At 69.1% G+C, this 25,324-nt stretch carries 28 protein-coding genes; 18 read left to right on the top strand and 10 right to left on the bottom strand.

Annotated elements, in window-relative coordinates; all coding sequences use genetic code 11:
• Window positions 1-131 precede the first annotated feature (131 nt).
• The 11 genes from AB0D14_RS01965 to AB0D14_RS01915 all read left to right on the top strand — a co-directional run bounded on the left by AB0D14_RS01965 (window position 132) and on the right by AB0D14_RS01915 (window position 7,721).
• The gene (locus AB0D14_RS01965) at window positions 132-1,172 is read left to right on the top strand and encodes a hypothetical protein (protein WP_362773288.1); all 1,041 of its coding nucleotides are present in this window, start codon (window positions 132-134) and stop codon (window positions 1,170-1,172) included.
• A 118-nt stretch (window positions 1,173-1,290) separates the two neighbouring features.
• Window positions 1,291-1,767, top strand: coding sequence for a hypothetical protein (locus AB0D14_RS01960; protein ID WP_362773286.1), 477 nt, complete (start codon window positions 1,291-1,293; stop codon window positions 1,765-1,767).
• A 115-nt stretch (window positions 1,768-1,882) separates the two neighbouring features.
• Complete coding sequence (locus AB0D14_RS01955; RefSeq protein ID WP_362773284.1) at window positions 1,883-2,683, top strand: hypothetical protein; 801 nt, start codon at window positions 1,883-1,885, stop codon at window positions 2,681-2,683.
• On the top strand, window positions 2,680-3,495 hold the full coding sequence (locus AB0D14_RS01950) for a sigma factor (RefSeq protein WP_362773281.1): 816 nt from the start codon (window positions 2,680-2,682) through the stop codon (window positions 3,493-3,495). Before AB0D14_RS01955 ends, AB0D14_RS01950 begins: the two co-directional genes overlap by 4 nt.
• Window positions 3,492-3,788, top strand: coding sequence for an HNH endonuclease (locus tag AB0D14_RS01945; protein WP_362773278.1), 297 nt, complete (start codon window positions 3,492-3,494; stop codon window positions 3,786-3,788). The genes AB0D14_RS01950 and AB0D14_RS01945 overlap by 4 nt, the downstream gene beginning before the upstream one ends.
• The gene (locus AB0D14_RS01940; protein WP_362773276.1) at window positions 3,785-3,967 is read left to right on the top strand and encodes a hypothetical protein; all 183 of its coding nucleotides are present in this window, start codon (window positions 3,785-3,787) and stop codon (window positions 3,965-3,967) included. The genes AB0D14_RS01945 and AB0D14_RS01940 overlap by 4 nt, the downstream gene beginning before the upstream one ends.
• Window positions 3,964-4,344: a hypothetical protein gene (locus tag AB0D14_RS01935; RefSeq protein ID WP_362773273.1), complete on the top strand. Its 381-nt coding sequence runs from the start codon at window positions 3,964-3,966 to the stop codon at window positions 4,342-4,344. The genes AB0D14_RS01940 and AB0D14_RS01935 overlap by 4 nt, the downstream gene beginning before the upstream one ends.
• Window positions 4,341-4,709, top strand: a complete 369-nt coding sequence (locus tag AB0D14_RS01930) for a hypothetical protein (RefSeq protein WP_362773271.1) — start codon at window positions 4,341-4,343, stop codon at window positions 4,707-4,709. Before AB0D14_RS01935 ends, AB0D14_RS01930 begins: the two co-directional genes overlap by 4 nt.
• Window positions 4,710-5,349: 640 nt before the next feature.
• Complete coding sequence (locus AB0D14_RS01925; RefSeq protein ID WP_362773268.1) at window positions 5,350-5,532, top strand: hypothetical protein; 183 nt, start codon at window positions 5,350-5,352, stop codon at window positions 5,530-5,532.
• Between the two features lie 1,350 nt (window positions 5,533-6,882).
• Window positions 6,883-7,371: a hypothetical protein gene (locus AB0D14_RS01920; RefSeq protein ID WP_362773265.1), complete on the top strand. Its 489-nt coding sequence runs from the start codon at window positions 6,883-6,885 to the stop codon at window positions 7,369-7,371.
• Window positions 7,368-7,721, top strand: coding sequence for a hypothetical protein (locus AB0D14_RS01915; RefSeq protein WP_362773263.1), 354 nt, complete (start codon window positions 7,368-7,370; stop codon window positions 7,719-7,721). Before AB0D14_RS01920 ends, AB0D14_RS01915 begins: the two co-directional genes overlap by 4 nt.
• A gap of 30 nt (window positions 7,722-7,751) precedes the next feature.
• Here AB0D14_RS01915 and AB0D14_RS01910 read toward each other — a convergent pair whose 3' ends face one another.
• Window positions 7,752-8,000 (bottom strand): helix-turn-helix domain-containing protein, encoded by a 249-nt coding sequence (locus AB0D14_RS01910; RefSeq protein ID WP_362773261.1) that lies wholly within the window; start codon window positions 7,998-8,000, stop codon window positions 7,752-7,754.
• Window positions 8,001-8,004: 4 nt separating this feature from the next.
• A complete protein-coding gene (locus tag AB0D14_RS01905) occupies window positions 8,005-8,304 on the bottom strand; it encodes a helix-turn-helix domain-containing protein (protein WP_362773258.1) in 300 nt (99 codons plus the stop codon).
• 110 nt (window positions 8,305-8,414) lie between these two features.
• On the opposite strand from AB0D14_RS01905, the gene AB0D14_RS01900 reads away from it, so the two are divergent.
• Window positions 8,415-8,687 carry a helix-turn-helix domain-containing protein gene (locus AB0D14_RS01900; RefSeq protein WP_362773256.1) on the top strand — a complete coding sequence of 91 codons (273 nt, stop codon included), beginning with the start codon at window positions 8,415-8,417 and terminating at the stop codon, window positions 8,685-8,687.
• A 144-nt stretch (window positions 8,688-8,831) separates the two neighbouring features.
• Window positions 8,832-9,209 carry a hypothetical protein gene (locus AB0D14_RS01895; RefSeq protein ID WP_362773255.1) on the top strand — a complete coding sequence of 126 codons (378 nt, stop codon included), beginning with the start codon at window positions 8,832-8,834 and terminating at the stop codon, window positions 9,207-9,209.
• 375 nt (window positions 9,210-9,584) lie between these two features.
• On the opposite strand, the gene AB0D14_RS01890 is transcribed toward AB0D14_RS01895, so the two are convergent.
• The 4 genes from AB0D14_RS01890 to AB0D14_RS01875 form a co-directional block, all read right to left on the bottom strand.
• Window positions 9,585-9,932: a hypothetical protein gene (locus AB0D14_RS01890; protein WP_362773253.1), complete on the bottom strand. Its 348-nt coding sequence runs from the start codon at window positions 9,930-9,932 to the stop codon at window positions 9,585-9,587.
• Between the two features lie 283 nt (window positions 9,933-10,215).
• Window positions 10,216-10,530, bottom strand: a complete 315-nt coding sequence (locus tag AB0D14_RS01885; RefSeq protein ID WP_362773251.1) for a hypothetical protein — start codon at window positions 10,528-10,530, stop codon at window positions 10,216-10,218.
• A 310-nt stretch (window positions 10,531-10,840) separates the two neighbouring features.
• Complete coding sequence (locus tag AB0D14_RS01880) at window positions 10,841-11,491, bottom strand: MBL fold metallo-hydrolase (protein ID WP_362773249.1); 651 nt, start codon at window positions 11,489-11,491, stop codon at window positions 10,841-10,843.
• A 10-nt stretch (window positions 11,492-11,501) separates the two neighbouring features.
• Entirely contained in the window at window positions 11,502-12,191 is a 690-nt protein-coding gene (locus AB0D14_RS01875; RefSeq protein ID WP_362773247.1) for a maleylpyruvate isomerase family mycothiol-dependent enzyme, read from the bottom strand.
• 223 nt (window positions 12,192-12,414) lie between these two features.
• Between AB0D14_RS01875 and uvrA the strand changes: the two genes are divergently transcribed.
• Complete coding sequence (gene uvrA / locus AB0D14_RS01870; RefSeq protein WP_362773245.1) at window positions 12,415-15,489, top strand: excinuclease ABC subunit UvrA; 3,075 nt, start codon at window positions 12,415-12,417, stop codon at window positions 15,487-15,489.
• Window positions 15,490-15,595: 106 nt separating this feature from the next.
• On the opposite strand, the gene AB0D14_RS01865 is transcribed toward uvrA, so the two are convergent.
• The 4 genes from AB0D14_RS01865 to AB0D14_RS01850 all read right to left on the bottom strand — a co-directional run bounded on the left by AB0D14_RS01865 (window position 15,596) and on the right by AB0D14_RS01850 (window position 19,368).
• On the bottom strand, window positions 15,596-16,507 hold the full coding sequence (locus AB0D14_RS01865; RefSeq protein ID WP_362773243.1) for a carbohydrate kinase: 912 nt from the start codon (window positions 16,505-16,507) through the stop codon (window positions 15,596-15,598).
• Window positions 16,504-17,535 carry a LacI family DNA-binding transcriptional regulator gene (locus AB0D14_RS01860; protein ID WP_362773241.1) on the bottom strand — a complete coding sequence of 344 codons (1,032 nt, stop codon included), beginning with the start codon at window positions 17,533-17,535 and terminating at the stop codon, window positions 16,504-16,506. Before AB0D14_RS01860 ends, AB0D14_RS01865 begins: the two co-directional genes overlap by 4 nt.
• 200 nt (window positions 17,536-17,735) lie before the next feature.
• The gene (locus AB0D14_RS01855) at window positions 17,736-18,683 is read right to left on the bottom strand and encodes a hypothetical protein (RefSeq protein ID WP_362773239.1); all 948 of its coding nucleotides are present in this window, start codon (window positions 18,681-18,683) and stop codon (window positions 17,736-17,738) included.
• 514 nt (window positions 18,684-19,197) lie between these two features.
• The gene (locus AB0D14_RS01850; RefSeq protein WP_362773236.1) at window positions 19,198-19,368 is read right to left on the bottom strand and encodes a hypothetical protein; all 171 of its coding nucleotides are present in this window, start codon (window positions 19,366-19,368) and stop codon (window positions 19,198-19,200) included.
• Between the two features lie 354 nt (window positions 19,369-19,722).
• Here AB0D14_RS01850 and uvrC point away from each other — a divergent pair, with 354 nt between their 5' ends.
• Genes uvrC through whiA form a run of 4 tightly spaced genes read left to right on the top strand, consistent with a single transcriptional unit; the run spans window position 19,723 to window position 24,954 of the window.
• Window positions 19,723-21,777 carry an excinuclease ABC subunit UvrC gene (uvrC, locus tag AB0D14_RS01845; RefSeq protein ID WP_362773233.1) on the top strand — a complete coding sequence of 685 codons (2,055 nt, stop codon included), beginning with the start codon at window positions 19,723-19,725 and terminating at the stop codon, window positions 21,775-21,777.
• Window positions 21,774-22,910: an RNase adapter RapZ gene (gene rapZ / locus AB0D14_RS01840; protein WP_362773231.1), complete on the top strand. Its 1,137-nt coding sequence runs from the start codon at window positions 21,774-21,776 to the stop codon at window positions 22,908-22,910. Before uvrC ends, rapZ begins: the two co-directional genes overlap by 4 nt.
• A complete protein-coding gene (yvcK, locus tag AB0D14_RS01835; protein ID WP_362773229.1) occupies window positions 22,907-23,974 on the top strand; it encodes a uridine diphosphate-N-acetylglucosamine-binding protein YvcK in 1,068 nt (355 codons plus the stop codon). Before rapZ ends, yvcK begins: the two co-directional genes overlap by 4 nt.
• A complete protein-coding gene (gene whiA, locus AB0D14_RS01830) occupies window positions 23,965-24,954 on the top strand; it encodes a DNA-binding protein WhiA (protein ID WP_362773226.1) in 990 nt (329 codons plus the stop codon). The genes yvcK and whiA overlap by 10 nt, the downstream gene beginning before the upstream one ends.
• The last annotated feature ends 370 nt before the right edge of the window (window positions 24,955-25,324 follow it).

The following is a 25,324-nucleotide window of genomic DNA, read 5'->3' as shown; positions in this document are numbered from 1 at the left end:
TTCTTAGCGAACCCCCTTGCTTTGTGTGCACAACGGCCCTAGGTTTGTGCACACAAGAACGGCCCCCGGTGGTGCTGGTAACACCAGCCGGAGGCCTGACGGACTACCTGTCTTCACCAGGGAGAACCGCTGTGAGCCATGCTCTCACGTCCCGCCAGCGTCACATCAAGGCCGCTTCGGCTGTTGACCTCGGCGTCCTCTACTCCACGATCTCGGCCGGCATGCTGCTGATCCGCCGCTATCTCACCGGCCGCGGCGTCGATCAGGAGTTTGCCGACCGGTACGGATCCGCCTTCGGCCGCACCGCCGCGAAGATCTACCGCACCGGTCACGGCGTCGAGCCCCGCAGGGCCTGGTCGAATGTCAACGGCAAGTGGCGCCGCGTCAACGGCTACCTGCCCACCGAGACCGAGACCCTTGACGAGGCGTTCACCACCTACAAGCGGACGGCCGAGTACGTCCTGCCCGCAGCGGCCGAGCCGGCCCCGGCCGAGGTGTACGTCAAGGAAGCCGGGCACTACCCCGCACAGTTCGCCGACCTGAACGGCGAGTCGCTCCGCACCATCGAGCGCGCCAGCAGCACCGAAGCCGTCTCCGAGTTCGTCAAGGCGCAGCTCGCCGACCTCGACACGTGGCAGCGGCACTACGAGCAGTACGACCGCGCGATGGTCGGAGAGGTCGACCAGGCCGCCCGCGCCGCCGTACAGGGCCTGCCCTGGGACGACCCGCAGGTGCAGACGCTCCTCAATGCGGAGCGCGGCCAGACGGAGATTCAGCAGGCGCGCGACATCCTGAACGCCGCTTACGTCGACTGGTCGTTCGACCTCACCGGCACCGTCGAGATCCCCGAGCCTGCACGGCCTGCCTCCCCGGTCATTGCCGAGGGCTGCCGGATTCCCGGCTGTGACGGCACCTGGCACTACGACGACGGTATCTGCGTGGCGTCTCTCGGCGAGGTGCGGTTCGAGGGCGAGGACGTCGCCCTGCCTGCGGAGTTGGTGGCCCCTGCCGACGGGCCGCGCCACATCGTGGCCTTCGCCTACAACATGACCAGCCTGAACTTCCGCCGCGAGATGCGCGACCGGACCTCGGCCCGCACCTTCGTCGGCCAGCTGCGAGCCCTTGGCGACGCCATCGACGACGCGTCCGCGCACCTCCCCGCTGCCAGCTGAGCGGCCCCAGACCAGGCCTTCGCTTCGCGGCCCCCGCACAAGAGGACGGCCCCGGCAGGTGTAGCGAGCACCTGCCGGGGCCTGGGGCCGAACCCGCTACAACCTAGGGAGAACGACCATGCAGAACATTCTAGTGCCCACCACCCCGGCCATCGAGACCAAGCCCGGATGGAAGCTGGCCCCCGCCGCGTTCGGCAAGCCCGGCAACCAGGCAACCGTGTGGGCCGAGTGCCCCGACTTCTGCAGCGAGAACCACGTCGACAACTGGACGCAGCACGCTGTCGATCTCGACCACTGGGGTAGCGACGGTGCCCGCTGGGACACCGACTCCATGCACGCGCCTGCCGAAGCGCTGCTGGCCCTGTCCGCCCGTCTGTACCTGGACCCGACCAACCCGGACCCGCGGATGCGCGCCGCGACCGTCCGCATCGACGACGAGTCCGTAGACGTGTTCCACACCCCGGAGATGGCCGAGCAGACGGCCGACGAGCTGATCGCGTTCGCCGCGCAGCTGCGCCACCTCGCCCGCCAGGCCCGCACCTTCAATGAGGGTCCCGCCGAGGCGTTGCACCAGGTTCGCGGGGGTCAGGTCTGATGCCGCGCCGCAACGACAACGTCGACACCACCCGCGACCACACGTCGCCGGAGCGGCTCTCCAAGAGGGACGCCCGCCGACTGGCCGCCAAGGCGCAGCGCAGGCGGTGGATCGTATGAGCAGCGACGACGAGAATGCCCGCCGCTTCGTCGAGCGCCACTTCCCCGAGGTGTCCCGCTTCCTGGCGTCGGAGAATCCTGCCGTCTCGCAGCTGCCCACGTTCGGCCCGACCGAAGTGTTCGGCGGCGTCGACGACCTGCAGCCGGCCGTGGCCGTGGTGCGGGTGGCGATGGCGTTGACCCGCGAGCAGCTGTCGACGGCCCTCGGTATCGCGTTCGCGGAGATTGCCGCGGACCGCACCGTGGAGTCGTTGACGGACGCCGAGGTCCGCAACGAGATCGAGCTGCACCTCGCGGCGCAGGCCATCCACTCGCTGGACATGCAGATGGAGCGGGACGCCGGCCGTGACTGGCCCGCCGACATCCGCCGGGTCCTGGACGTCATCGCCGCCAAGGCCGACCAGGCGTATGCCGCTCGGGTCCCGGATCGCCGTACACAGGATCCGGTGTACGGGGACGGCACGGTCACCGTCGACACCCTCGACCACGGCCGGATCACCATGAGTGAGCCGGCCTGGTGCATGGGGCACGACGGGCAGCCGGTCCTGCACCGTGCCGACGTCGCGCACACCAGCGATCAGACGGTTGCCGAGTACGCGGGCGTCGAGTTCCTGCCCGCCTGGATCACGTGGGCGCCGTTCTCGACGCGCCAGCCGGAGCCGATGGGCGACGTCGACGAGTTCCCCGGCCTGACCCCCGAAGAGCTGCGCGACCTGGCCGCCGAGGTGGGCGCGCACTCCGGCCGCCTCTACTCCAAGGCCAACGAGCTGGACCGCATCCGCCGGAGGCAGGCATGAGTGCCATCGAGCAGCAGTTCAGTGACATCTACCGCGAGCACTACAAGCGGCTCGTCACCTGGGTGTACTGGAAGCTTCCAGTAGGCCGGCAGCACATGGCCGAGGACTTCACGCAGGAAGCGTTCCAGTCCCTGTGGGATTACCTGCCGAAGAGTGGAGCACCCGAGTACCCGCTGGCGCTGCTGAAGCGGATGGCAGGCCACAAGATGGCCGACTTCTACGTGCGGCGCCAGAACGACTCGGACGTTGTCGCCTTCGACCCGGCCGAGTCGTCAGCAGCCGTGGCGGCTGCGGCAAGCGGGCACCGGTACGTGGAAGGTGACCCGGAACTCTCGCTCCTCGCGGGCGCCCTGTACGAGGCGATGGGGCGGATGCAGGACGCTTCGGTCCAGTGGCGGCGGCTGCACGCCCTGACGGGGAAGATGCGCCCCCTGGGCGAGCCGTACCCGGACGTCCCGAAGCGCGCTTCCAGGAAGCTCAAGCAGGAGGCGGTGCGAGAGCAGGCGTACCGCGGCCGTGACGAGGCGCTGGCCGAGCTGCAGATGGCGTGCGGCGAGGTCGGCTCGTTGCGGGCGGAGCTGGAGCGTCTGGGCGGCCGGAACTGGAAGTCGTCGACCGGCTGGCCTCCGCCGAGCCGTATCGACCACGGCACTCACAGGACGACGCTCGACAACCCCGACGTCCGCGAGTGCCAGTACGGCCACCCGCTGACCATCGACACGACCGGCTTCAGCGCGAACGGCGAACGGTCCTGCCGCGCCTGCGGCAACGACGTGCAGAAGCGATACGCGGCAAAGAAGGCGACGGCGTGAGCACCGTCCGGGAGTCGCTCACGGACCAGCAGAAGACCTATCTGCATTGCGCGCTCCGCAGGCGCGATGGGAGCCGCTGCTTCTACTGCGGCCGCAATTTCAAGCCCGGCCCGCGGCGGCGCAAGACCCTCGACCACTACATCCCGCACCGCATCTGGCCCGGCTGGCAGGTCGACAACCTCGTCCTCGCCTGCGAGGGCTGCAACACCGCCAAGGCCGACGTCCTGCCCTGGCCGTTCGTATGGCTGTTGCTGACCGCCTATCGGCCCGACGAGTGGGAGCTGACCGCATGAACACCCTCGTTCGCCGTCCCACGGAGAACATCGCGTTGCGGACGATGACGCCTCGCCCGCTGCCGCCCGTCGAGCTGGTCACCGACCTCCTGATCGCGGCCCGTGCGACGGACGACCGGTACGGCGCCCGCCACTTCTCCAACCTGCTCGACCGGATCCTCGGAAAGGACGCCCTATGAACACCTCGACCGCAGGTCGTACCGCAAGTGCCCCCCGGGTCGAGAAGTGCCCCGCCTGGTGCGTCGTCGAGCACGGTGACGACCCGATCGACGACATCTTTCACCGCGGCAGCTACGCCCAGGTTGGCGTGCCGGACGACCAGGTCTACCTGTCGACCGACGACCTGAAGATGGTCGCCCACCTATGCCTCCCCGAGGTGCCGGAGCCCGGCGACGAGAACGGCTTCGTCGTCCTCCACCACGGCGACCTGTGGGGCCCCTACGCCGAGCTCGACATCGAGGGCACCGACCAACTCATCCGGGACGTGAAGACGTTCGCCGCCCGCCTGCAGCAGCTGCGCGACCAGATGGCCGCAGTGAAGGAGCAACAGTCATGACCGTGTACCTGGAGCGGCCCGTGCGGTCGATGGTCGACCAGCACAGTCTGGTCGACCCCTACGACGAGCCGCACGCCAAGATCCGTATCGATGTCGTCGTGTCGCGCGACCACCTCGCCGCCGCGGTCGACATGGGCGTGCACAAGTACTACGGCGACGGCCGGACCGGCGACGACCTGACGGTCGAAGAGGTCCGCTACTTCGCCGAGGCATACGTCCTCTCGGAGAGCGCGCTGGGCGCCCAGCAGGGCGCCGAGGCGATGGCCGCGCTCCTCGACGAGGACTTCCACGAGGAAGTCACCCGCGCCCACATCGCCGCCTCATACCGGGCCGTCGACAGGGCGTACCCGGCGGCCCTGAAGTAGCACGTCGAATCCCAAAAGGTCCCCTCTCCGGAGGGGGCCCGGGAGGGGAAGAGTTCCCAGCGTGCTGCTCAAATGTCCCTGTCTGTGAGCGCGGTTCTGGCGCTCAAGTTGGCGCCCGCCTGAGCGCGCTCATGGGCGCCAGTTGGCGCCCGTTCTGGCGGCAGAAGTGAGCGCCACCTGGCGACAGGATGAGCGCGTCCGCGAGCGTCAAGTTGAGCGTCCTGGCGGGCACGAGTTGGCGACAACTTCACAGCGTGCGATCCAAACACCCGGCCCGTTCCGGGGGGCTCCACGGCCGTGACGACCGCGCAGGTCGCGATCCAAGTTAACGACCCTCGAACGGGCTGGTCGAATCCCTAATCAAGACCCCGTCGGAGACACCGGAAACGGCTGGTCGAATCCCAACGACCCCGCAGCGTGTTCCACATCTACCCCCGGCCGTTTCGGCAGGTCGTTACCGATCTATCCCCGCCGTTCCGGAGGGGTGACGGAAGCGCCGTAACCCTTTACGCCCAAGGGGTCGGAGCCCTTTACCCCCAAGAGTCTGCGGGGGTCGCCGTGACCCCCGCAACCCGCTCCCCGTAAGGGCGGGACGCGCCTCCCGGTGCGTCCCGGCAACCACTCTCCCTGAGGAATTCACATGGCTGGCATCAACACCCGCGTCGTCGGACTCGGGAACCACCACACCGCCCGCACCGGGACGGGGATCGTCTCCGACGTCGAGCCGGACGTCGAACCCGGCGAGGTCCCTCACGTCAAGGTCGACTGGGACTCCGGTGACACTTCCTGGGTCTCGGCAGATGGCGTGACTCCGGAGAGGTAGCTCGCATCTCGTTGCAGCGCCCCGTCCTGCGCCCGACTCCACCGGGCACGGTGCGGGGCGCTTCTTCGTGTCACGGGTGTGACCTTTCCGGTCACGCTGGTCACGGCCACGCGAGCAAGATCGGCGTCACGGGTGTCACGGCCGGCGTGACGGATGGCTCGCGCGATGGCTCAACGGCTCGGCTCAAGCCGTTCTGCTGAGCCATCGGCGGCCCTACGCGCCTGCTCGCGCTCGCGCGCACGCGAGGGACGGCTCGGATGGGGTCGGTCAGACCGACGTCATCGATCACGCGCATGCGAGGGACGGCTCAGATTCCCGACAGTACGAAGATCACGCGGGGTCCTCGCGTTCACTCGTTCGTTCACCCGGTCGGCGAGTGAACTTTCGCCGCCCTACGCGCGCACGTGCGCGCACGAGGCTGGCACGGGCCCGGCGTTCACCCGGCGGGACCCCGGCGCAAGCCCGGCAGAGACCCGGCGGACTTCTCGCCGTACCCGGCGGGCCGCCGCCCTCCTGCCGGGTCTGCGCCGGGTGCAAACCGGGCAGCCGCCGGGTGGACAGGGGGAGGACATGTGCCGGTTTGCCCCCGGACAGATGCTCTCTGCACCCCGGACGGAGGGTGGACGCTGTCCGGACAGCGTCCACCCTCGAAGATCATCCGTCCGCCCTCCAGTCCGGGGCGTATCAGGATCTTTCGGTCGGCTGTCCGGGTAGCCGTCCACCCACTTTGCCCCGTCTTGTCGGGCGGATAGTTGATCTCCGAGGGTGGATGGAAGCCGGATGGAATCCACCCGCCAGCCGCCCCGCAAGACGGGGCAAAGTGGGTGGCATCCACCCTGCTATCCGGGTGTCCGCAGAGATCGAACTAGACCAATTCGACGCCCGGAACATCCCGTTATTGGAACTGCTCGCGAGGTGCTCGGCACTGCTCGACCGCAGGTCACAGCTGCTCGGAGTACTGCTCGCCGAGGTGCTCGGGATTTCGCGAGCAGTTGGGCGAGCACCTCTGCGAGCACTTCTGACCTGCGGTCGAGCAGTGCCGAGCAGTCGACCGAGCGCCCACTTTGCCCTGATGTGCCGCCACTGATCAGTGCCTGCTCAGCCCTGATCAGGCTGGAGAAACCGCAGGTCGCGCCTGCTCAACACCCTGATCAGGCCCTGCTCAACGGATGCTCTGAGCAGGCGCTGAGCGGCAGGCTGAGCGGCTGTGACCTGCACCTTCACATTCTGAGCAGAGCCTGAGCGGGCGTATTTTGTCCGAAAATGCGGGGCTGGCTAACGCCATCGCCGGGTGCCGGACCAACCCATATGTCATTGCGCACGCCATACCTTTGAAGTAGTTTTGAAGTCATGACCACCACGCCCATCGAAGCGACCTTCTCGGAGCTGCTACAGAAGCCGAAGGACACCGTCGCCCGCATGCAGGGCAGCGCCCGCAGAGGCATCCGTTTGAACCGTCGAGACGACGAAGACCTCTACCTCACCACCGCGACCCAGGCCGAAGACGCGGTGCAAGTCGTCGACTCCACCACGCGCATCTTCGTCGCCATGATGAAGAGCGACCCGCAGGCAGTGAAGATCCTTACGCACGTCTTCCCCGATGCCTTCCCCTGGGTGCGCTTCCTGCCGGACCCAGCCGTCCGCGAGTTCCTCGTCGAGTTCATCGAGACCGCCCGCGCAGCTGTCGACCTCGACAACATCAGCCTGCTCGCCCCGGTCATCGCTGCATGGAAGTCCACCGCACTCATCCACGCCGACAAGGATCTACACCGCGCCCTCACCACCCCGGCTGGCGAGGATCTCGGGCCTGTCGAGCCGCCGGAGGTGCCCGGCGAGTGAGCCCGAAGAAGGGGGACCCGGTAGCTCCACCACCGGGCAAAGGCGAATACGAGGTCCGCTACGGGGAGACGGCGGCCATCGAAGGCTGGCGAGAAGTCGGCAACAAGGCGCCAGGCAACGCAGCCAAGGCATGGGAGCAGATGCGCACTGACCCTTGCCCGGCGATACAGACCGAGCGGCACCACCAGTTGAAGTTCGACCTCGCCTACCGCGACTTCAAGGGCGGGCGGCTCCCGCAGTGGCAGATCGAGGTCACGGGCGGGGGCCGGCTCTGGTTCCTGATCAATGAGGGGAGACGGATTGTCTGGCTGGTGAAAGCCAGCATCGGGCATCCGAAGGAGACCGAGTAGTAGCAGGGACGCGGAATGCGCGGCCGGGGGTTACCGCTTGCCTTTGCGGCTGGAGCGTCCAGGCCGGTTGGCGCTGTAGTAGCAGGCGAGATCCTCCCGGCTGATGAGGATCACTCCACCCTTCATCTCCTGGCTGTACGCGAGCGTCCCGGCAGCCAGCCGACGCCGGACGGTGTCGTAGCTGCACTTCAGGAGCCATGCCACTTCCCGGACGCTGAAATAGGGAGCGTCGAGGTTCTGCGGCTTGGTGGGGGTCCGCGGGGACTGCTTGCTGGTCATCCTGCTACTGGCCGCCATCGCCTACTCCCCGCCGCGACAGGCGCGGCTCCGGTGGGCGGAAGTTGCGGACGCGGGCCTCTTCTTCAAGTTCAGCTGCTTCGAGTTCGGCCTCGATGTGGGCCTTGATGTCGGCCGTGGCGTAGATGAGTCGGCCGCGGTATCGCTTGGCCTTAGGGCCTTTGCCGGTCTGTCGCCAGTTCCAGAGGGTGCGGCGGGTGATGCTCATTCGGCGGGCCGCCTCGTCGCTCCAGACGTAGCCCTCGGGCGGCTCGGGCGGGGGGCCTTCCTTCGGGTTGCGGGGCATACGGGAAGGCTGTCCAGGCTTGACCGGAATGAAGATCACTCGTTGGTGGGGTTAGCCGGAGGTCGTCTCTGTCGAAGGTCTCGTAGAAACCTTCGACGAACGGAGCAGGCGTGAACAGCAGCACAAGCCAGTGCGCTGGCAGCGGGTGCCCTGTGGCGGCCTCCGTCGAGCTGGAGCTGAAGTGCTTCACCCCGGAGCAGGCTGCCGCGATCCTCGGCATGACCGAGAACTGGGTCGTCGAATCCGTTCAGGCCGGTTCGATCCCCTGCACCCGCATCGGAAAGTCGCCCCGACTGACCGCCGCCCAGATCCGCTGGATCCAGGCGCAGGGCGAAGCCCGGCCCCACAAGTACGCGCTGGCTAGGCCCGGGCATCCGGCGTAGACCCGGCGGTCCGCCGGCCGCCGGGGATCGCAGAGTGACCGGGCAGGTCAGACATCACGGCCACAGCTGACGGGCAGAAGGCGGTATACCGGGCCGGCCGCCCAGATGTCATGCTGCTGCATTCCCTAGCGGAAGGGCCAGCAGATGACCAGCAAGCGACTCATGAATCCGCGAGAGTTCGGGCAACACATCACCGGAAAGGCGCGAGCAAAGGGCTACGACCTCACCACCGCAGACGGCCGAACCAGGCTCGCCAAGGACACTGGTCTGCCGGAGGGCGACATAGCGGCCATCGCGGCAGGGAAGTACAAGCCCCCGGTCGATCCATGGAAGACGTTCGGCGAGATCGTGGTCGAACGCCACAAGGACATGCTCTGCATGGTCGGCATCCTTGAACCTAGCGGCACCAGACCGCCGAAGAAGAGCGTCAAGGACACCGCTGTCGACCTGGGCCTCACCCAGCCAAAGAGCGTGGTCATATTCGAGGCACTCGTCGCCGCGCTGCTCAACTCCGAGAAGTAGTACCCCCTGCGACGGCGCGGGTCAGCCGCATGCCTCCCGTGGGGAGCCCGGAGGAGCGACGGGTCCTGCGGCCTACTCCGGCTGCGGATCCACTCGAAACGCTTGCGCGATCATTGCGTACCGAGCGGCGATCTCCAGCTGGCGACTGCTAGAGATCGCAGAGTCCAGCGCTTCCGCTCGCGCAAGGAAGGCGCGGGACCGACGAAGACAGTAGGAACGCACCTCGTCATCTGACGCGTCCCCGAAATCGAAGTCGGCAGCAGGCTCCTCAGTGAACTCGCTCCGTTGCCACGGACGCTTCTGGCTCATGGCGACCCCATCTCAGAACGTAAGCGCCCGCCCCTGACATGGAGGCGGGCGCTTACGCAAGTGCTCCTAGTAGCTGTCGGGCGTTCCGGGGGCGGCGTAGTGGCCGTCATCGTTCGTGCGGACCCCCGCTGTAATGACACCGCTCTTCGCGCCGCGCGACGTGTAGATGTCGACGCCGCACGCCTCAGCAAACTCGAACAGTTCGAGGCTGGGATCCTGGTAGCCGAGGACCTGCGCGGTCACCCACATCACGTTCATGCGGACCGCATCCGTCTGCAGCTGCGTGAGCTGCTCGACCGTCCGGTTGTCGTGGTCCCGGTTGTGGCCAGCGCGATCCGCCCGATACGGCGCATCCGACCAGTCGTGATTCTTGATCTCGGCGGCGAACTGGCGCGCCAAGGCAGTCAGAGCCATGGTGTCCTCCTACAGGACGGGGTGAGCATCGCCCCCCGACGGGGCGGCTCATGCCAGAGTACGCCCGACCTCGGAGCTGAATCGAGGTTCGCTGGCACTCCGGGCTACTCGCAGAAGTCCTTTGGATGCAGCCACTCGTCGAGCTTGGTGGCCTCGGCGTTCGGAGCGGGGGATTAGGGATGGACATGATCACCTCTTCACGGCGGACGCAGAGCGATGCTGCCCCCGGAGAGGGTGGATCAAGATCGCTCGTCAGTACGGTTTGCCCGGCCAGGTCGACGAATCAGGCAGTAGGCGACGTGCGAAGTGGATCAAGGTGGTTGCCGACACCATCCAGGTTGAGCGCGGCCGACGCCATCACCGAGAACAGGACCAACTGCCGCAGCAGGTCCGCGCGGATCTCGATTGCCGCTTCCAGTGCCAGTTGGTGAGGCTCGCTCTCCAACGGCTCATCGCACACTGCAGACGCGGCCATCGCCAACCGGTACGGAATGCGGCTGAGCTCAGCGGCCTGCCCGGCGACAGCCTGCGGGCCATCGATCATCACCGAGTTCCGCGCCGCCTCGATCTCTCCGGCGGCAGACAGCAGCGCCGCCACGTACTCGACGAGATCCCCCCCGCCGCTGCGCAGCCTCGATCGCATCCTCACGGGTCAGCTGCGTCAGCGTCGAGACGGACTTCATGAACTCGATGTACGTGGCGCGCCGATTCTCCAGCCGCTGACCGACGTGATCGACGTACAGCTGCGTGCGCGCCTGCTCCTTCGCCTGGTCGAGCTCCTGGCGCTTGCTGCGCGCCACGATCCGCGCCTGCCACGTCGTACCTATGAGGGCGAGCGAGGCGCCGAGGCCAGTGCCGGCGACGCCAACGACAGCCGTAATGATCTGCGTTCTCACCAGAGTCGTCGGCTACCAGCCACGGGCGTGCCACTCCGCCAGGTGCGGACGCTCCGACCCGAGGGTGGTGTCGTTGCCGTGCCCGGGGTAAATCCACGTCTCGTCTGGCAAGCTGAACACCTTCGCCTCAAGGCCGCTCATCAGACTCTGGAAGTCCTCCGGACGTGTTGTCCTCCCAGGACCGCCCGGGAAGAGGCAGTCACCCGTGAACACATGAGGATGTCCGTGCGGGTCGTCGTAGACCAGCGCGATCGAGCCGGGCGTGTGTCCCACCAGGTGACGGGCGGTCAGCTCCACGTGCCCCACCCGGATCGTGTCGCCGTCCCCGACCGGCACGTCCGTCGGCACGGGGATGCCGTCGACGTCGTCCCGTCCCGCGTACGTACGGGCGCCCGTGGCCGCCACGACCTCCGCGAGTGCCTGCCAGTGGTCGCCGTGCTGATGCGTGGTCACCACGGACGTGATCCCGTCGGCGCCGATCAGCGTGAGCAGTGTCCCGGCGTCGTTGGCCGCGTCGATCAGCAGCTGCTCGTCGGTGGCCCGGCAGCGCAGCACATAGGCGTTGTTGTTCATCGGGCCGACCGCGACCTTGGAGATCATCAGGTCCCGCAGCTCGTGCACATCCGCAGGGCCGCCGACCTTCACCGCTCCGCTGTATGTCATGCCGCTCAGCCTATAGCGGGGGCAGTACGGGAAGCGGCCCGCCCTCGACGAGCAGAGAGGCTCCGTCCCGGCGCCCGGCGAGCCAGCCGAGCAGGGCGGGAGCGGGACCGCTCACGGTGACCTCGGCGTCGCCTCCGGAGCCGTGTCCCGTGCTCCACGCGCGCGTGAAGTCCGTGACTCGCGTGGGCGGGACCTCGGGGTGCCCGGCGAAGCGGTCCGTGAGAAAGGTGATCTCCCGTTCCACGAACTCCTCCGGCAGGTCTTCCGGCTCGTACCCGATCCCCAGGTCCACGTGATGCAGCTCGACCTCGATCCACCGCCGGAACGGCACCCGGGACGCCGAGTCGGTGACCCCGTTGCGCAGCTCCACGGTGCGGGACCAGTCGGCGGGCGCGGCCCCTGCCTGCTGGAAGCCCGCCGCGCTGTCGCGCAGATCGGTGAGCTGCGTCTCCAGGGGGCGGGGAGCGTCCCGCTCGATGTCGGCGTCCCGGGCGTCCGCGGAGGCGTACATCGGCCGCCCCAGGAGGACGTTCACGAGGGCGTCCGCGTTGCGGGAGAGATGGGCGAGGACATGCCCACGGCTCCAGCCGGGCAGTCGTGACGGTTCGGTCACACGGGCGTTGTCGAGCTCGGCGACTGCGCTGAGCAGCCGTTCGGTCGCGTCACGTACAGACGTCAGGTCGCGCACATGATCGTTCATGCGTCCGACGATAGCTGCGCCACACGTTCGGGTGAAGGTGGTGGACGACCTCCGCAAATCGAATGCGCGTGCTATAAGGTCGGACGTGGCGCCGGGCATTCTTGGAAGCCCGGGATTGTTCTCATCGAGGCGAACCGAACCGGCGTTGTCAGTGGCTCCCCCTAGTCTGAGAATGACGGGGTCCCCGCCCCTGTCACTTCTCTCAAGAAAGGTGCGGACCGGCGTGGCCGACCGTCTCATCGTCCGTGGAGCGCGCGAGCACAACCTGAAGAATGTCTCGCTCGACCTCCCGCGCGACTCGCTCATCGTCTTCACGGGCCTGTCGGGGTCGGGCAAGTCCTCGCTGGCCTTCGACACGATCTTCGCCGAGGGACAGCGGCGCTACGTGGAGTCACTGTCCTCCTACGCCCGGCAGTTCCTCGGCCAGATGGACAAGCCGGACGTCGACTTCATCGAGGGTCTCTCCCCGGCGGTCTCCATCGACCAGAAGTCGACCTCGCGCAACCCGCGCTCGACGGTCGGCACCATCACCGAGGTCTACGACTACCTGCGTCTGCTCTTCGCGCGCATCGGCAAGCCGCACTGCCCCCAGTGCGGCCGTCCCATCGCGCGCCAGTCGCCGCAGGCCATCGTCGACAAGGTGCTGGAACTCCCGCAGGGCAGCCGCTTCCAGTTGCTCTCGCCGCTCGTGCGCGAGCGCAAGGGGGAGTTCGTCGACCTCTTCGCCGACCTCCAGACCAAGGGGTACAGCAGGGCCCGGGTCGACGGCGAGACGATCCAGCTCACCGAGCCGCCCACGCTGAAGAAGCAGGAGAAGCACACCATCGAGGTGGTCGTCGACCGCCTCACGGTCAAGGAAGGCGCCAAGCGCCGCCTGACCGACTCCGTGGAGACCGCGCTCGGCCTCTCCGGCGGCATGGTCGTGCTCGACTTCGTCGACCTGCCGGCCGACGACCCCGAGCGCGAGCGCATGTACTCGGAGCACCTGTACTGCGCGTACGACGACCTGTCCTTCGAGGAGATGGAGCCCCGCTCCTTCTCCTTCAACTCGCCCTTCGGCGCCTGCCCGGAGTGCTCGGGTATCGGCACGCGCATGGAGGTCGACGCCGAGCTGATCGTCCCGGACGAGGACAAGTCCCTCGACGAGGGCGCCATCCACCCCTGGTCGCACGGGCACACCAAGGACTACTTCGGACGCCTGATCGGAGCCCTCGCGGACGCGTTGGGATTCCGGACCGACATCCCGTTCGCCGGTCTCCCGCAGCGCGCCAAGAAGGCCCTCCTGCACGGACACAAGACGCAGATCGAGGTCCGCTACCGAAACCGGTACGGCAGGGAGCGCGTGTACACCACGCCCTTCGAAGGTGCCGTCCCCTTCGTGAAGCGCCGGCACAGCGAGGCCGAGAGCGACACGAGCCGAGAGCGCTTCGAGGGCTACATGCGCGAGGTGCCCTGCCCCACCTGTGAGGGCACGCGCCTCAAGCCGGTCGTCCTCGCGGTCACGGTCATGGAGAAGTCCATCGCCGAGGTCGCCGCCATGTCCATCAGCGACTGCGCGGACTTCCTGGGCGAGCTGAAGCTCGACGCCCGCGACAAGCAGATCGCCGAGCGGGTCCTGAAAGAGGTCAACGAGCGGCTGCGTTTCCTGGTCGACGTCGGCCTCGACTACCTGTCACTGAACCGCGCGGCCGGCACCCTCTCCGGCGGCGAGGCCCAGCGCATCCGGCTGGCCACCCAGATCGGCTCAGGCCTCGTAGGCGTCCTGTACGTCCTCGACGAGCCCTCCATCGGTCTGCACCAGCGGGACAACCACCGACTCATCGAGACCCTGGTCCGGCTGCGCGACATGGGCAACACGCTCATCGTCGTCGAGCACGACGAGGACACCATCAAGGTCGCCGACTGGATCGTCGACATCGGTCCCGGCGCGGGTGAGCACGGCGGCCATGTCGTACACAGCGGCTCCCTGAAGGAGCTTCTCGCCAACGACGAGTCGCAGACCGGTCAGTACCTGTCCGGCAAGAAGGCCATCCCGCTGCCCGACATCCGGCGTCCGCGCGATCCCTCCCGGCAGCTCACGGTGCACGGTGCCCGTGAGAACAACCTGCGGGACATCGACGTGTCGTTCCCGCTGGGCATCCTCACGGCCGTCACGGGTGTCTCCGGCTCCGGCAAGTCGACGCTGGTCAACGACATTCTGTACACGCACCTGGCCCGCGAGCTGAACGGCGCCAGGAGCGTTCCCGGCCGCCACACGCGCGTGGACGGCGACGACCTCGTCGACAAGGTCGTGCACGTCGACCAGTCGCCCATCGGCCGCACACCCCGGTCCAACCCGGCTACGTACACCGGTGTCTTCGACCACGTCCGCAAGTTGTTCGCCGAGACCACCGAGGCGAAGGTCCGTGGCTACCTGCCCGGCCGCTTCTCCTTCAACGTCAAGGGCGGCCGTTGCGAGAACTGCTCGGGCGACGGCACGATCAAGATCGAGATGAACTTCCTCCCGGACGTGTACGTCCCGTGCGAGGTCTGCCACGGTGCCCGCTACAACCGGGAGACCCTGGACGTCCACTACAAGGGCAAGTCCATCGCCGACGTCCTGAACATGCCGATCGAGGAAGCCATGAACTTCTTCGAGGCCGTGCCGGGAATCTCCCGCCACCTCAGGACACTGAACGACGTCGGCCTCGGCTATGTCCGGCTCGGCCAGTCCGCGACGACCCTGTCCGGCGGTGAGGCCCAGCGGGTGAAGCTCGCCAGCGAGCTCCAGAAGCGGTCCACCGGACGCACGGTGTACGTCCTCGACGAGCCGACCACCGGCCTGCACTTCGAGGACATCAGCAAGCTGCTCGTCGTGCTGTCCGGTCTGGTCGAAAAGGGCAACACGGTCATCGTCATCGAGCACAACCTCGACGTCATCAAGACCGCCGACTGGGTCGTCGACATGGGCCCCGAGGGCGGCGCCGGCGGTGGCATCGTCGTTGCCGAGGGCACGCCCGAGGAGGTGGCCGGGGTGCCGACCAGCCACACCGGCAAGTTCCTGCGGGAGGTCCTGGACGCCGAGCGCGTGAGTGACGCCACGCAGGCGAAGCCCGCGCGCAAGGCCGCCGCCAAGAAGGCCGTGGCGGCCGGGTCGACGACGAGGAAAACGGCGACGGCCAAGACCACGACGGCCAAGACCACGACGGCCAAGGGTGCCACGGCCAAGGGTGCCAACGGCACGGCCACGAAGAAGGCGACCGCAGCCGCCAAGAAGGCCGCCCCGGCGAAGAAGACGACCCGGACCCGAACCGCCTGAGACAGGTTCGTACGTCATCCGCATTGCGCCGGGCCCCACGGAAACTCCGTGGGGCCCGGCGCAATGCGCGACCGCGCCGGTGCCGCGACAGGCACCAGGACAGGCGCTAGAAGGCACCCACCTCATGGGCGTACGGCGGTTCCGCGCCCGCGCGGGAGCAGGTGATCGCCGCGGCCCGTGCGGCGAACCGCAGCAACTCGCGCCAGCCGTCGGCCCCGAGGCCCGCCACCGCAGCCCCGGACAGGGCGTCGCGGGAGGCGAGACCGTGCAGCAGCGCCGCGTTCACCGTGTCGCCCGCGCCGATCGTGTCCACCACGTCGACCGGTTCACCCGGCACGGAACACTCCCCGCCGTCACGGGTGAAGACGGTCAACCCGTCACCGCCCCGCGTGATCACGACGGCCGAAGGGCCGGAGGCCAGCCACTCGCGCGGCGTGCCGCCCAGCCACCGGGCGTCCTCCTCGGACAGTTTGAGCAGCGACACGGACGGCAACCAGCTCTTGAACCGGGCCCGATAGGCCGCCGGGTCGGGGATGAGGCCCGCGCGGATGTTCGGGTCGAGCGTGGTGAAAACGCCCTGCGCGGCCGCGCTCCGCATCAGCTCCTCGTAGGCACTCGCGCCGGGCTCCAGGACGAGCGAGCAGGTGCCGAAGGACACTGCTCGCACCCCGTCCGGGAGCCGGTCGGGCGCCGAGAACAACCGGTCCGAGGTGCCTTCGACGTAGAAGGAGTAAGCGGCCGAGCCGTCCACGGCGATGGACGCGACGGCGAGGGTCGTGGGCTCGGCGCCCCGCTGCACGCCCGCGACGTCGACGCCCGCCTCGCGCAGCCCGCCGACAAGGGCCTCGCCGAAGGCGTCGTTCGAGATCCGGGAGCAGAAGGCCGTGGGGGAGCCGAGCCGGCCCAGCGCCACCGCCGTGTTGTACGGACCGCCGCCGCGGCGTGGGGCGAGCCCGGCGAGCGCGCCCGTCCCGCTGGGCACCAGGTCGATCAAGGCCTCACCGGCGACGACGATCACGAGTCGGATCCTTTCTCGGGGCAGCCGCACGACGTGCGGTGCACGAAGGCGGAGGGCAGCCGGACCGTACGGGACGCACGGCCGGGGGAGTCCAGGCGTTCCAGCAGCAGCCGTACGGCCTGGGCCCCGATCTCCTTGCTGGGCTGGGAGATCGCGGTGAGCCGGGGCGAGAAGAGGTCCGCCCAGGCGAAGTCGTCGAAGCAGCACAGGGCCAGGTCCGCGGGCACGGACAGACCCCGCGCGCGCACGGCACGCAGCGCACCGATGGTCATCGCGTTGTTCCCGGTGACGAGTGCTGTCGGCGGTGCCGGGAGGGACAGCAGGGCGTGGGTCGCCCGCTCGGCGCCCGCCGCCTCGGAGTTGCCGGGGACCACGAGCCGCTCGTCGTACGCGAGTCCCGCGTACGCCAGGCCGTGCCGGTAGCCGGAGATCCGCTCGCCCGTCGTGCTGAGCCCCGGGAGCCCGGTGACCAGAGCGATCCTCCTGTGACCCAGCTCGGCGAGGTGGGTGACCAGGTGGCAGACGGGCTCTACGTTCTCCGCGCACACCTGGTCGAACGCGAAACCGGGCGCCGGGCCCCCGTCGGCCAGCCGGTCCAGGAACACCGTCGGTACGTCGTGCCGTCCGAGGTAGCCGACCAGCTTCCGCGGGTCCGCGGAGGGCGCGACGATCATGCCGTCCACACGCCGCTCGTGCAGAAGCTGGACCACCTTGCGCTCATGGGCCGGGTCGTCGTGCGGATCCGCGATCAACAGGCCGTAACCGTGTTTCAGGGCGCCCGCCTCCACGCCCTGGAGGATCTCCGTGAAGTAGGGGTTGCTGATCGCCGACACCGCGAGCCCGATCGACCGGGTGCGCGCGGTGACCAGGGACCTGGCCAGGCTGTTCGGGGTGTAGGCGAGAGCGTCGATGGCGTCGAGCACGGCTCGGCGCGTGTGCGGCAGCACCGGGCGCGTGTCGTTGAGCACGTGGGAGACCGTCGCGACGGACACGCCCGCGTGCCGGGCCACATCGGCCATCGTCGCCATGGTGTCCTCCCCGGAACCGTCTGCCCGCCCGCGAAGCTACCCCATCCGACAGTGCACGTAAACGCTTACGTAAGCGTTTACGTCCCGCTGCCGCTGCCGCTGCCGCTGCCGCTGCCGCTGCCGCTGCCGCTGCCGCTGCTGGTGCCTGGTCCCGGTGTCCGGTGTCCGGTGTCCGGAGTCCCGCCAGGCCCCCCAAGCGCTCACTCCCAATCCCACCCGATGCCCACGATCCCCGACCGCACCCGCTGCTCCACCAGGTGGACCGACCGGTGGAGGCCGCTCAGGGCCAGTTCCTGGCGGCCGCTGCGGGGAGCCGCCGCCGAGTGCTGGGCGAAGCGGTGGCAGCGCACGGGCAGTGCCTCCTCGGTGAACCTCACCTCAAGGGCGTACTGCCCGCCGGAGAAGCCGAACCCGCGGACGTACTCGCCGGCGGTGCCGGCTGTGCCGTCCTCGACGCCGTAACGGAACAGGAAGGTGTCGCCCGCCCGCAGCCGTGTGTCGAAGAGCAGCTCGGCCACGAGCACGCCGGTCTCGTGATGCCGGAGCACCCGTCCCGTGCGGCAGTTCTCCAGGGCGTGCACGGTCATGCGCTCCGGAGTACAACCGGGGTCGCCGTGGTGGACGGCCACATAGCGGTCGACGCCGTCCGTGTGGGCACGCACGATGTGCTGGGAGTCGCGCCCCAGCAACTCGCGGCGGGTGCCGATCCGTACCCGCTCGTGATGGCCGAGGGCGAGCAGCCCGCCGTCGAGCGGTGAGTCGAGCTCGGTCAGCAGCTTCTCCACAGCTCCGGAGGCCTCGACCAGCGAGCGGTAAGAGCGGGCCGCGGGGTGTTCCGGGCCGGTGCGTTCGTCCGCCGTCGTGAGCAGCCGGATCAGTGACTCGTCCGGCAGCTGCAGTATCTCCTCCAGGGCGCGTACGGCCCGCAGTGACTCGGCGCGCTGCGGGCGCCGGGCGCCCTGTTGCCAGTAACTCAGGCTTGTCACGCCCACCTTGACCCCGTACCGCGTCAGATGGTGCTGTACGCGTTGCAGCGGCAGCCCACGGGCGGAGATCGCGGCGCGCAGCGCGACATGGAAGGGGCCGCTCCGCAGGGCCGTCTCCAGTTCCGCCGCGGCGACGTCCGCGTGCTGTATGCCGTGCCGCATGCAGGGCCCTTTCTGTGAATGCGCACAACGGCTGGTCGGGCCGTTTGCGCCGTTCGTGGGGGCCGTCCGGTCGGCGCACCGGGAAGGGGCACATGGGTACGCCGTGTTTCCCGGCCCAAGTAATCCCGCATTGAAGCCTGTTGACCATGCCCGGACAACACTTGCTGCGCAACTCACTGTCCCCGTGGCCTCCGAACGCCTCACCGACGGTGCCGAGCAGGCGCGAGTGTCAGCGATCCGGGCGCGGGTGCGTGGCGGGCGAGCGCGGGTGCGAGCGCGGATGCGCGTACGGGTGTATACGGGTGTATTGGGGGGGCGGACGTATGGCGGAACCGCGGAGATCGTCACCGCGCGGCGAGTCCTCCGCGCACAGACCGCGGCCCGGAGCGTACGCGGTGAAGGTCCGAGGAGCGGGAGCCCTGGACCCGGTGGCACGCGTTCGCTCCGAGCCGTTTTCACACTGCTCGCTCCGAGCTGTCTGCACGCTGTTCGGAGGGTGAGGCGGCCGTACGGCTCAGGAGCGGGGGTCCCCGCCGTGCCGTGCCGACCGCAGACGCTTGGCGCGCACGATGTCGGGGTCGCGGGGGTCGAGGCCGGACAGCAGGCCCTCGCCGTACTGCTCCTCGTCCTGATACGGGCGGACCCGGACCGACCGCCGTGATTTCTCGATCCGTGTCTGTCGCATCTTCCGCAGCCCTTCGGTCATCGACCCGACGCCCTTGCTTCCTGGGCGCCCGGTCCACCTGCATCTGCACTGGTACGAGCATTGCCCCGGATTGTCTTCGTGTCGTCACGGCAAGCCCCCGAAACAGGTTCCGGTCCACCTCAATTGCCCACCTCCCGCCAGCCGTAACCGTCAACGCCCGGCAGGCTCTCGGGCGCGGGCCTCGAAAACGCGCCCGGACGGGCCACCGGGAGTGACGGGAAGTGACCGTGGGCGCGGCCGGGCAGCACGTCCGGAGCCTCCTCGGCCCGCACGCTTCCGAAGCCGCGGTGAGGCCCGGCCGCGCTGTCACACCCCGCCAGTAGGGTGGGAGACATGGCCGACCCCTCCAGCTACCGCCCCAAGCCGGGACAGATCCCCGACTCGCCAGGGGTCTACAAATTCCGCGACGAGCACCACCGGGTGATCTACGTCGGGAAGGCGAAGATCCTGCGCCAGCGCCTGGCCAGCTACTTCCAGGACCTCTCCAACCTCCACCCGCGGACGCGCACGATGGTCACCACGGCCGCGTCGGTGGAGTGGACGGTGGTGTCCACGGAGGTCGAGGCGCTTCAGCTGGAGTACTCCTGGATCAAGGAGTACGACCCCCGGTTCAACGTCAAGTACCGCGACGACAAGAGCTACCCGTACCTCGCGGTGACCATGAACGAAGAGTTCCCGCGGGTGCAGGTGATGCGCGGCCACAAGAAGAAGGGCGTGCGCTACTTCGGTCCGTACGGGCAGGCGTGGGCGATCCGCGACACCGTGGACCTCCTGCTGCGCGTCTTCCCCGTGCGGACGTGCTCCGCGGGTGTCTTCCGTAACGCCGAGCGGACGGGCCGCCCCTGTCTGCTCGGCTACATCGGCAAGTGCTCCGCGCCCTGCGTCGGGCGGGTCTCGGCGGAGGAGCACCGTGAACTCGCCGAGGAGTTCAGCGACTTCATGACCGGCCGCACGGGTACGTACATCCGCCGCCTGGAGCGGCAGATGACGGACGCCGCCGAGGACATGGAGTACGAGCGCGCCGGCCGCCTGCGGGACGACATCGGGGCCCTGAAGAAGGCCATGGAGAAGAGCGCCGTCGTGCTCGCCGACGCGACGGACGCCGATCTGATCGCACTCGCCGAGGACGAGCTGGAAGCCGCCGTGCAGATCTTCCACGTACGCGGCGGCCGGGTGCGCGGCCAGCGCGGCTGGGTCACCGACAAGGTCGAGGCGGTCACCACGGCAGGCCTGGTCGAGCACGCGCTCCAGCAGCTGTACGGGGAGGAGACCGGCGACTCCGTACCCAAGGAGGTGCTCGTCCCGGCGCTGCCCGACCCCGTGGAGCCCGTCCAGGAGTGGCTCACCGAGCGGCGCGGGTCGAACGTGTCGCTGCGGATCCCGCAGCGCGGCGACAAGAAGGCCCTCATGGAGACGGTGCAGCGCAACGCGCTCCAAGCGCTCGGCCTCCACAAGACCAAGCGGGCCTCCGACCTGACGACCCGCTCCCGCGCCCTGGAGGAGATCGCCGAGGCCCTCGGCCTGGACACCGCGCCCCTGCGGGTCGAGTGCTACGACATCTCGCATCTCCAGGGCGACGACGTGGTGGCGTCGATGGTCGTCTTCGAGGACGGGCTGAGCCGCAAGAGCGAGTACCGCCGCTTCCAGATCAAGGGCTTCGAGGGCCAGGACGACGTCCGGTCCATGCACGAGGTGCTCACCCGCCGTTTCAAGCGGTACCTCGGTGAGAAGGAGAAGACCGGCGAGTGGGCCGACGGCGAGACCGGTCTCACCGAAGAGGACGGGCGGCCCAAGCGGTTCGCGTACCCGCCGCAGCTGGTCGTCGTCGACGGCGGCAAGCCGCAGGTCGCGGCCGCGCAGCGGGCCCTGGACGAGCTGGGCATCGACGACATCGCGGTCTGCGGCCTCGCCAAGCGACTCGAAGAGGTCTGGCTGCCCGGCGACGACGACCCGGTGGTACTGCCACGTACCAGTGAAGGGCTCTATCTTCTTCAGCGTGTGCGCGACGAGGCGCACCGCTTCGCGATCACCTATCAGCGCGCCAAGAGGGCCCGGCGTTTCCGGGCGAGCCCGCTCGACGACGTACCGGGCCTCGGGGAGACGCGCAAACAGACGTTGATCAAGCATTTCGGTTCGGTGAAAAAGCTGCGATCCGCGACAATCGACCAGATCTGCGAGGTTCCCGGCATAGGCCGCAAGACGGCCGAGGCGATCGCTGTGACCTTCGCCCAGGCCGCCCCGGCGGCTCCCGCCGTGAACACCGCGACCGGAGAGATCATGGAAGACGAGGATCACGTGGAGGACGCGGCACCCGAAACGACGGCGGGTGTCGCAGGGGAGCCCGTGTCCGCGGGCGCCTCGGACGAGCGACGGGGGCAGGAGAGATGACCGAGCACGAGCAGGAAGAATCACACGAGCAGGAAGAACCGGCGGCACGGCGCAGGACAGACGCCGAGGAGCCGCGTAGGGCCGCAGCCGGCGAACAGCGCACAGCTGAAACCGGGGCCTCGCACAAGGAGGCGCGCGAAGGTCGCCCACAGGAGACGGCAGCGGTAGACGCGGCCGACGAAGCGGTACAGAAAGCCGATGAAACGGTGCAGAAAGACGGAGCGGAAGTGAACACGGGCGCGATCATCGAGACGGCCGGCGTCCCCGAGGCGGCCATTCCGGAGCTGGTGATCATCTCCGGGATGTCGGGCGCGGGCCGGTCCACGGCCGCCAAGTGTCTGGAGGACCTGGGCTGGTTCGTCGTCGACAACCTGCCGCCCGCGCTGATCCCCACCATGGTGGAACTCGGCGCCCGCTCGCAGGGGAACGTGGCGCGGATCGCGGTCGTCGTCGACGTCCGTGGCCGCCGCTTCTTCGACAACCTCCGTGAGTCCCTCGCCGACCTGGAGACCAAGAACGTCACGCGGCGGATCGTCTTCCTGGAGTCCTCCGAAGAGGCCCTGGTGCGCCGCTTCGAGTCGGTGCGCCGGCCGCATCCGCTCCAGGGCGACGGCCGCATCGTCGACGGCATCGCCGCCGAGCGCGAACTGCTGCGCGAGCTGCGCGGCGACGCCGACCTGGTGATCGACACCTCCAGTCTGAACGTGCACGAGCTGCGCGCCAAGATGGACGCCCAGTTCGCCGGGGAGGAGGAGCCCGAGCTGCGGGCCACCGTCATGTCCTTCGGCTACAAGTACGGCCTGCCGGTCGACGCCGACCTGGTCGTGGACATGCGGTTCCTGCCCAACCCGCACTGGGTCCCGGAGCTGCGCCAGTACACCGGCCTCAACGAGGAGGTGTCCGCGTACGTCTTCAACCAGCCCGGCGCCAAGGAGTTCCTCGACCGGTACGCCGAGCTGCTGCGCCTCATCCAGACCGGCTACCGCCGTGAGGGCAAGCGCTACGTGACCATCGCGGTCGGCTGCACCGGCGGCAAGCACCGCTCCGTCGCCACGTCGGAGAAGCTCGCCGCCCGCCTGGTGTCAGAGGGAGTGGAGACGGTCGTCGTCCACCGGGACATGGGCCGCGAATGACGGGACGTCCTCTGCGGCTGAACCGGCTGCGGCGTGTCGGCGTCGAGGAGCGCGGCGGCAAACCCGCCGCGGCCCGCGGCGCCAAACCGCGCCGTCGCGGTGCCCAGCCCAAGGTTGTCGCGCTGGGCGGCGGCATGGGGCTCTCCGCCTCGCTCGCCGCCCTGCGCCGCATCACCGGCGACCTCACGGCGGTCGTCACGGTCGCCGACGACGGAGGCTCCAGCGGCCGCCTGCGCGACGAGCTGGGCGTGCTTCCGCCCGGTGACCTGCGCAAGGCACTGGCCGCGCTGTGCGGTGACGACGAATGGGGCCAGACGTGGGCCCGTGTCATCCAGCACCGCTTCCAGTCCCAGGGCGAGCTGCACGAGCACGCGGTCGGCAATCTGCTGATCGTCGCCCTGTGGGAGCAGCTCGGCGATCACGTCCAGGCCCTCGACCTGGTCGGCAGGCTGCTGGGCGCGCACGGCCGGGTACTGCCCATGTCCGCCGTACCCCTGGAGCTCCAGGCGCTGGTCAAGGGCCACGACCCGGAGCGGCCCGAGGATGTGGACACCGTCCGGGGCCAGGCGACCGTGGCGCTCACAACCGGCGAGGTGCAGTCCGTGCACCTCGTGCCGCACGACCCGCCGGCCGTGCCCGAGGCCGTCGCCGCGGTCCTCGACGCCGACTGGGTGGTCCTCGGCCCCGGCTCGTGGTTCTCCTCGGTGATCCCGCATCTGCTCGTGCCCCAGCTGCTCGACGCCCTCACCGACACGAAGGCGCGCCGGATCCTCCCGCTGAACCTCGCTCCGCAACCCGGAGAAACAGAAGGCTTCTCCCCGCAGCGTCATTTGGAGGTTTTGGGACGACACGCCCCTAAACTCGCCCTGGACGTGGTGTTGGCCGACGAGGCCGCCGTGCCCGACCGCGACTCACTCGCCGACGCCGCCCAGCGGTTCGGTGCCGCGGTCGAGCTGGCGCCGGTGGCCAGGACCGACGGGACTCCGAGGCACGATCCGGAGCTGTTGGCCGCCGCGTACGACCGTATTTTTCGGATGCATGGAAGGATCGGCCCATGGCGATGACGGCAGCGGTGAAGGACGAGATCTCCCGGCTTCCCGTCACCCGGACCTGCTGCAGAAAGGCGGAGGTTTCCGCCATCCTGCGGTTCGCGGGCGGCCTTCACCTGGTGAGCGGCCGCATTGTGATCGAGGCGGAGCTGGACACCGCGATGGCGGCACGACGGCTGAAGCGGGACATCCTGGAGATCTTCGGCCACAGCTCCGAACTGATCGTGATGGCGCCCGGCGGTCTGCGCCGCGGCTCCCGTTACGTCGTGCGGGTCGTCGCCGGTGGTGACCAGCTGGCCCGCCAGACCGGCCTCGTGGACGGCCGTGGCCGCCCGATCCGGGGCCTGCCGCCGCAGGTGGTCTCGGGGGCCACCTGCGACGCCGAGGCGGCCTGGCGCGGGGCCTTCCTGGCTCACGGATCGCTCACCGAGCCCGGCCGCTCGTCCTCCCTGGAGGTGACCTGCCCGGGCCCGGAGGCCGCGCTCGCGCTGGTCGGCGCCGCCCGGCGCCTGTCGATCGCCGCGAAGGCCCGCGAGGTGCGCGGCGTGGACCGGGTCGTCGTACGTGATGGTGACGCCATCGGCGCGCTCCTGACCCGCCTCGGCGCGCACGAGTCCGTGCTGGCCTGGGAGGAGCGGCGGATGCGCCGCGAGGTCCGCGCCACCGCGAACCGCCTCGCCAACTTCGACGACGCCAACCTGCGCCGCTCGGCTCGCGCCGCCGTCGCCGCCGGAGCCCGGGTGCAGCGTGCCCTGGAGATCCTCGCGGACGAGGTTCCGGAGCACCTGGCTGCCGCCGGGCGCCTGCGCATGGATCACAAGCAGGCCTCTCTGGAGGAGCTGGGCGCGCTCGCCGAACCGCCCCTGACGAAGGACGCCGTGGCGGGCCGTATCCGGCGGCTCCTCGCGATGGCCGACAAGCGGGCCCAGGACCTCGGCATCCCGAGCACGGAGTCCAACCTCAGCGAGGACATGGCCGACAACCTCGTCGGCTGATCGCCCCGACTCCCGCCGGGCGGGCTCCCGGACACCGCAGAGCCGGGTTCCCGGCCATCCTGGGACCGGATGCCCGCCCCCCGGCCGGATGCCCGCCCCCCCGGCCGGATGCCCGGCCACCGGATGCCCGGCCACCCCCGACCGGATGCCCCCGCCCGGATGCCCGGCCACCCCGGGGACCGGGTTCGTGGCCATCCCGGGGCCGGGCTCCGGACGTCGCAGGGCCGAACGCCCCGGGCCCTCGGCCCGTCGGCGGCCCGCCGCAGGGCTGTCCCGCGGGAAACACCGAACCCGCAGCAGCTAGGTCGCCGCATTCCTCAACACGCCGGTGCGCGCGCCCATTTGGGCTAATCGCACCACCCGTTTCACT

The sequence above is a fragment of the Streptomyces sp. NPDC048484 genome, assembly GCF_040651415.1.
Classification (GTDB): Bacteria; Actinomycetota; Actinomycetes; order Streptomycetales; family Streptomycetaceae; genus Streptomyces.
The sequence above is the reverse complement of the archived record's forward strand: the minus strand, read 5'-3'. Positions and strand labels throughout refer to the sequence as shown.

Excerpts from the sequence above, each read along its gene's own strand:
- AB0D14_RS01960 (WP_362773286.1), top strand. The coding sequence starts at position 1,291 with ATGCAGAACATTCTAGTGCCCACCACCCCGGCCATCGAGACCAAGCCC.
- AB0D14_RS01955 (WP_362773284.1), top strand. The coding sequence starts at position 1,883 with ATGAGCAGCGACGACGAGAATGCCCGCCGCTTCGTCGAGCGCCACTTC.
- AB0D14_RS01950 (WP_362773281.1), top strand. The coding sequence starts at position 2,680 with ATGAGTGCCATCGAGCAGCAGTTCAGTGACATCTACCGCGAGCACTAC.
- AB0D14_RS01940 (WP_362773276.1), top strand. The coding sequence starts at position 3,785 with ATGAACACCCTCGTTCGCCGTCCCACGGAGAACATCGCGTTGCGGACG.
- AB0D14_RS01935 (WP_362773273.1), top strand. The coding sequence starts at position 3,964 with ATGAACACCTCGACCGCAGGTCGTACCGCAAGTGCCCCCCGGGTCGAG.
- AB0D14_RS01930 (WP_362773271.1), top strand. The coding sequence starts at position 4,341 with ATGACCGTGTACCTGGAGCGGCCCGTGCGGTCGATGGTCGACCAGCAC.
- AB0D14_RS01925 (WP_362773268.1), top strand. The coding sequence starts at position 5,350 with ATGGCTGGCATCAACACCCGCGTCGTCGGACTCGGGAACCACCACACC.
- AB0D14_RS01920 (WP_362773265.1), top strand. The coding sequence starts at position 6,883 with ATGACCACCACGCCCATCGAAGCGACCTTCTCGGAGCTGCTACAGAAG.
- AB0D14_RS01910 (WP_362773261.1), bottom strand. The coding sequence starts at position 8,000 with ATGACCAGCAAGCAGTCCCCGCGGACCCCCACCAAGCCGCAGAACCTC.
- AB0D14_RS01905 (WP_362773258.1), bottom strand. The coding sequence starts at position 8,304 with ATGCCCCGCAACCCGAAGGAAGGCCCCCCGCCCGAGCCGCCCGAGGGC.
- AB0D14_RS01895 (WP_362773255.1), top strand. The coding sequence starts at position 8,832 with ATGACCAGCAAGCGACTCATGAATCCGCGAGAGTTCGGGCAACACATC.
- AB0D14_RS01890 (WP_362773253.1), bottom strand. The coding sequence starts at position 9,932 with ATGGCTCTGACTGCCTTGGCGCGCCAGTTCGCCGCCGAGATCAAGAAT.
- AB0D14_RS01880 (WP_362773249.1), bottom strand. The coding sequence starts at position 11,491 with ATGACATACAGCGGAGCGGTGAAGGTCGGCGGCCCTGCGGATGTGCAC.
- AB0D14_RS01875 (WP_362773247.1), bottom strand. The coding sequence starts at position 12,191 with ATGAACGATCATGTGCGCGACCTGACGTCTGTACGTGACGCGACCGAA.
- AB0D14_RS01860 (WP_362773241.1), bottom strand. The coding sequence starts at position 17,535 with ATGGCGACGATGGCCGATGTGGCCCGGCACGCGGGCGTGTCCGTCGCG.
- AB0D14_RS01855 (WP_362773239.1), bottom strand. The coding sequence starts at position 18,683 with ATGCGGCACGGCATACAGCACGCGGACGTCGCCGCGGCGGAACTGGAG.
- AB0D14_RS01850 (WP_362773236.1), bottom strand. The coding sequence starts at position 19,368 with ATGCGACAGACACGGATCGAGAAATCACGGCGGTCGGTCCGGGTCCGC.
- uvrC (WP_362773233.1), top strand. The coding sequence starts at position 19,723 with ATGGCCGACCCCTCCAGCTACCGCCCCAAGCCGGGACAGATCCCCGAC.
- rapZ (WP_362773231.1), top strand. The coding sequence starts at position 21,774 with ATGACCGAGCACGAGCAGGAAGAATCACACGAGCAGGAAGAACCGGCG.
- yvcK (WP_362773229.1), top strand. The coding sequence starts at position 22,907 with ATGACGGGACGTCCTCTGCGGCTGAACCGGCTGCGGCGTGTCGGCGTC.
- whiA (WP_362773226.1), top strand. The coding sequence starts at position 23,965 with ATGGCGATGACGGCAGCGGTGAAGGACGAGATCTCCCGGCTTCCCGTC.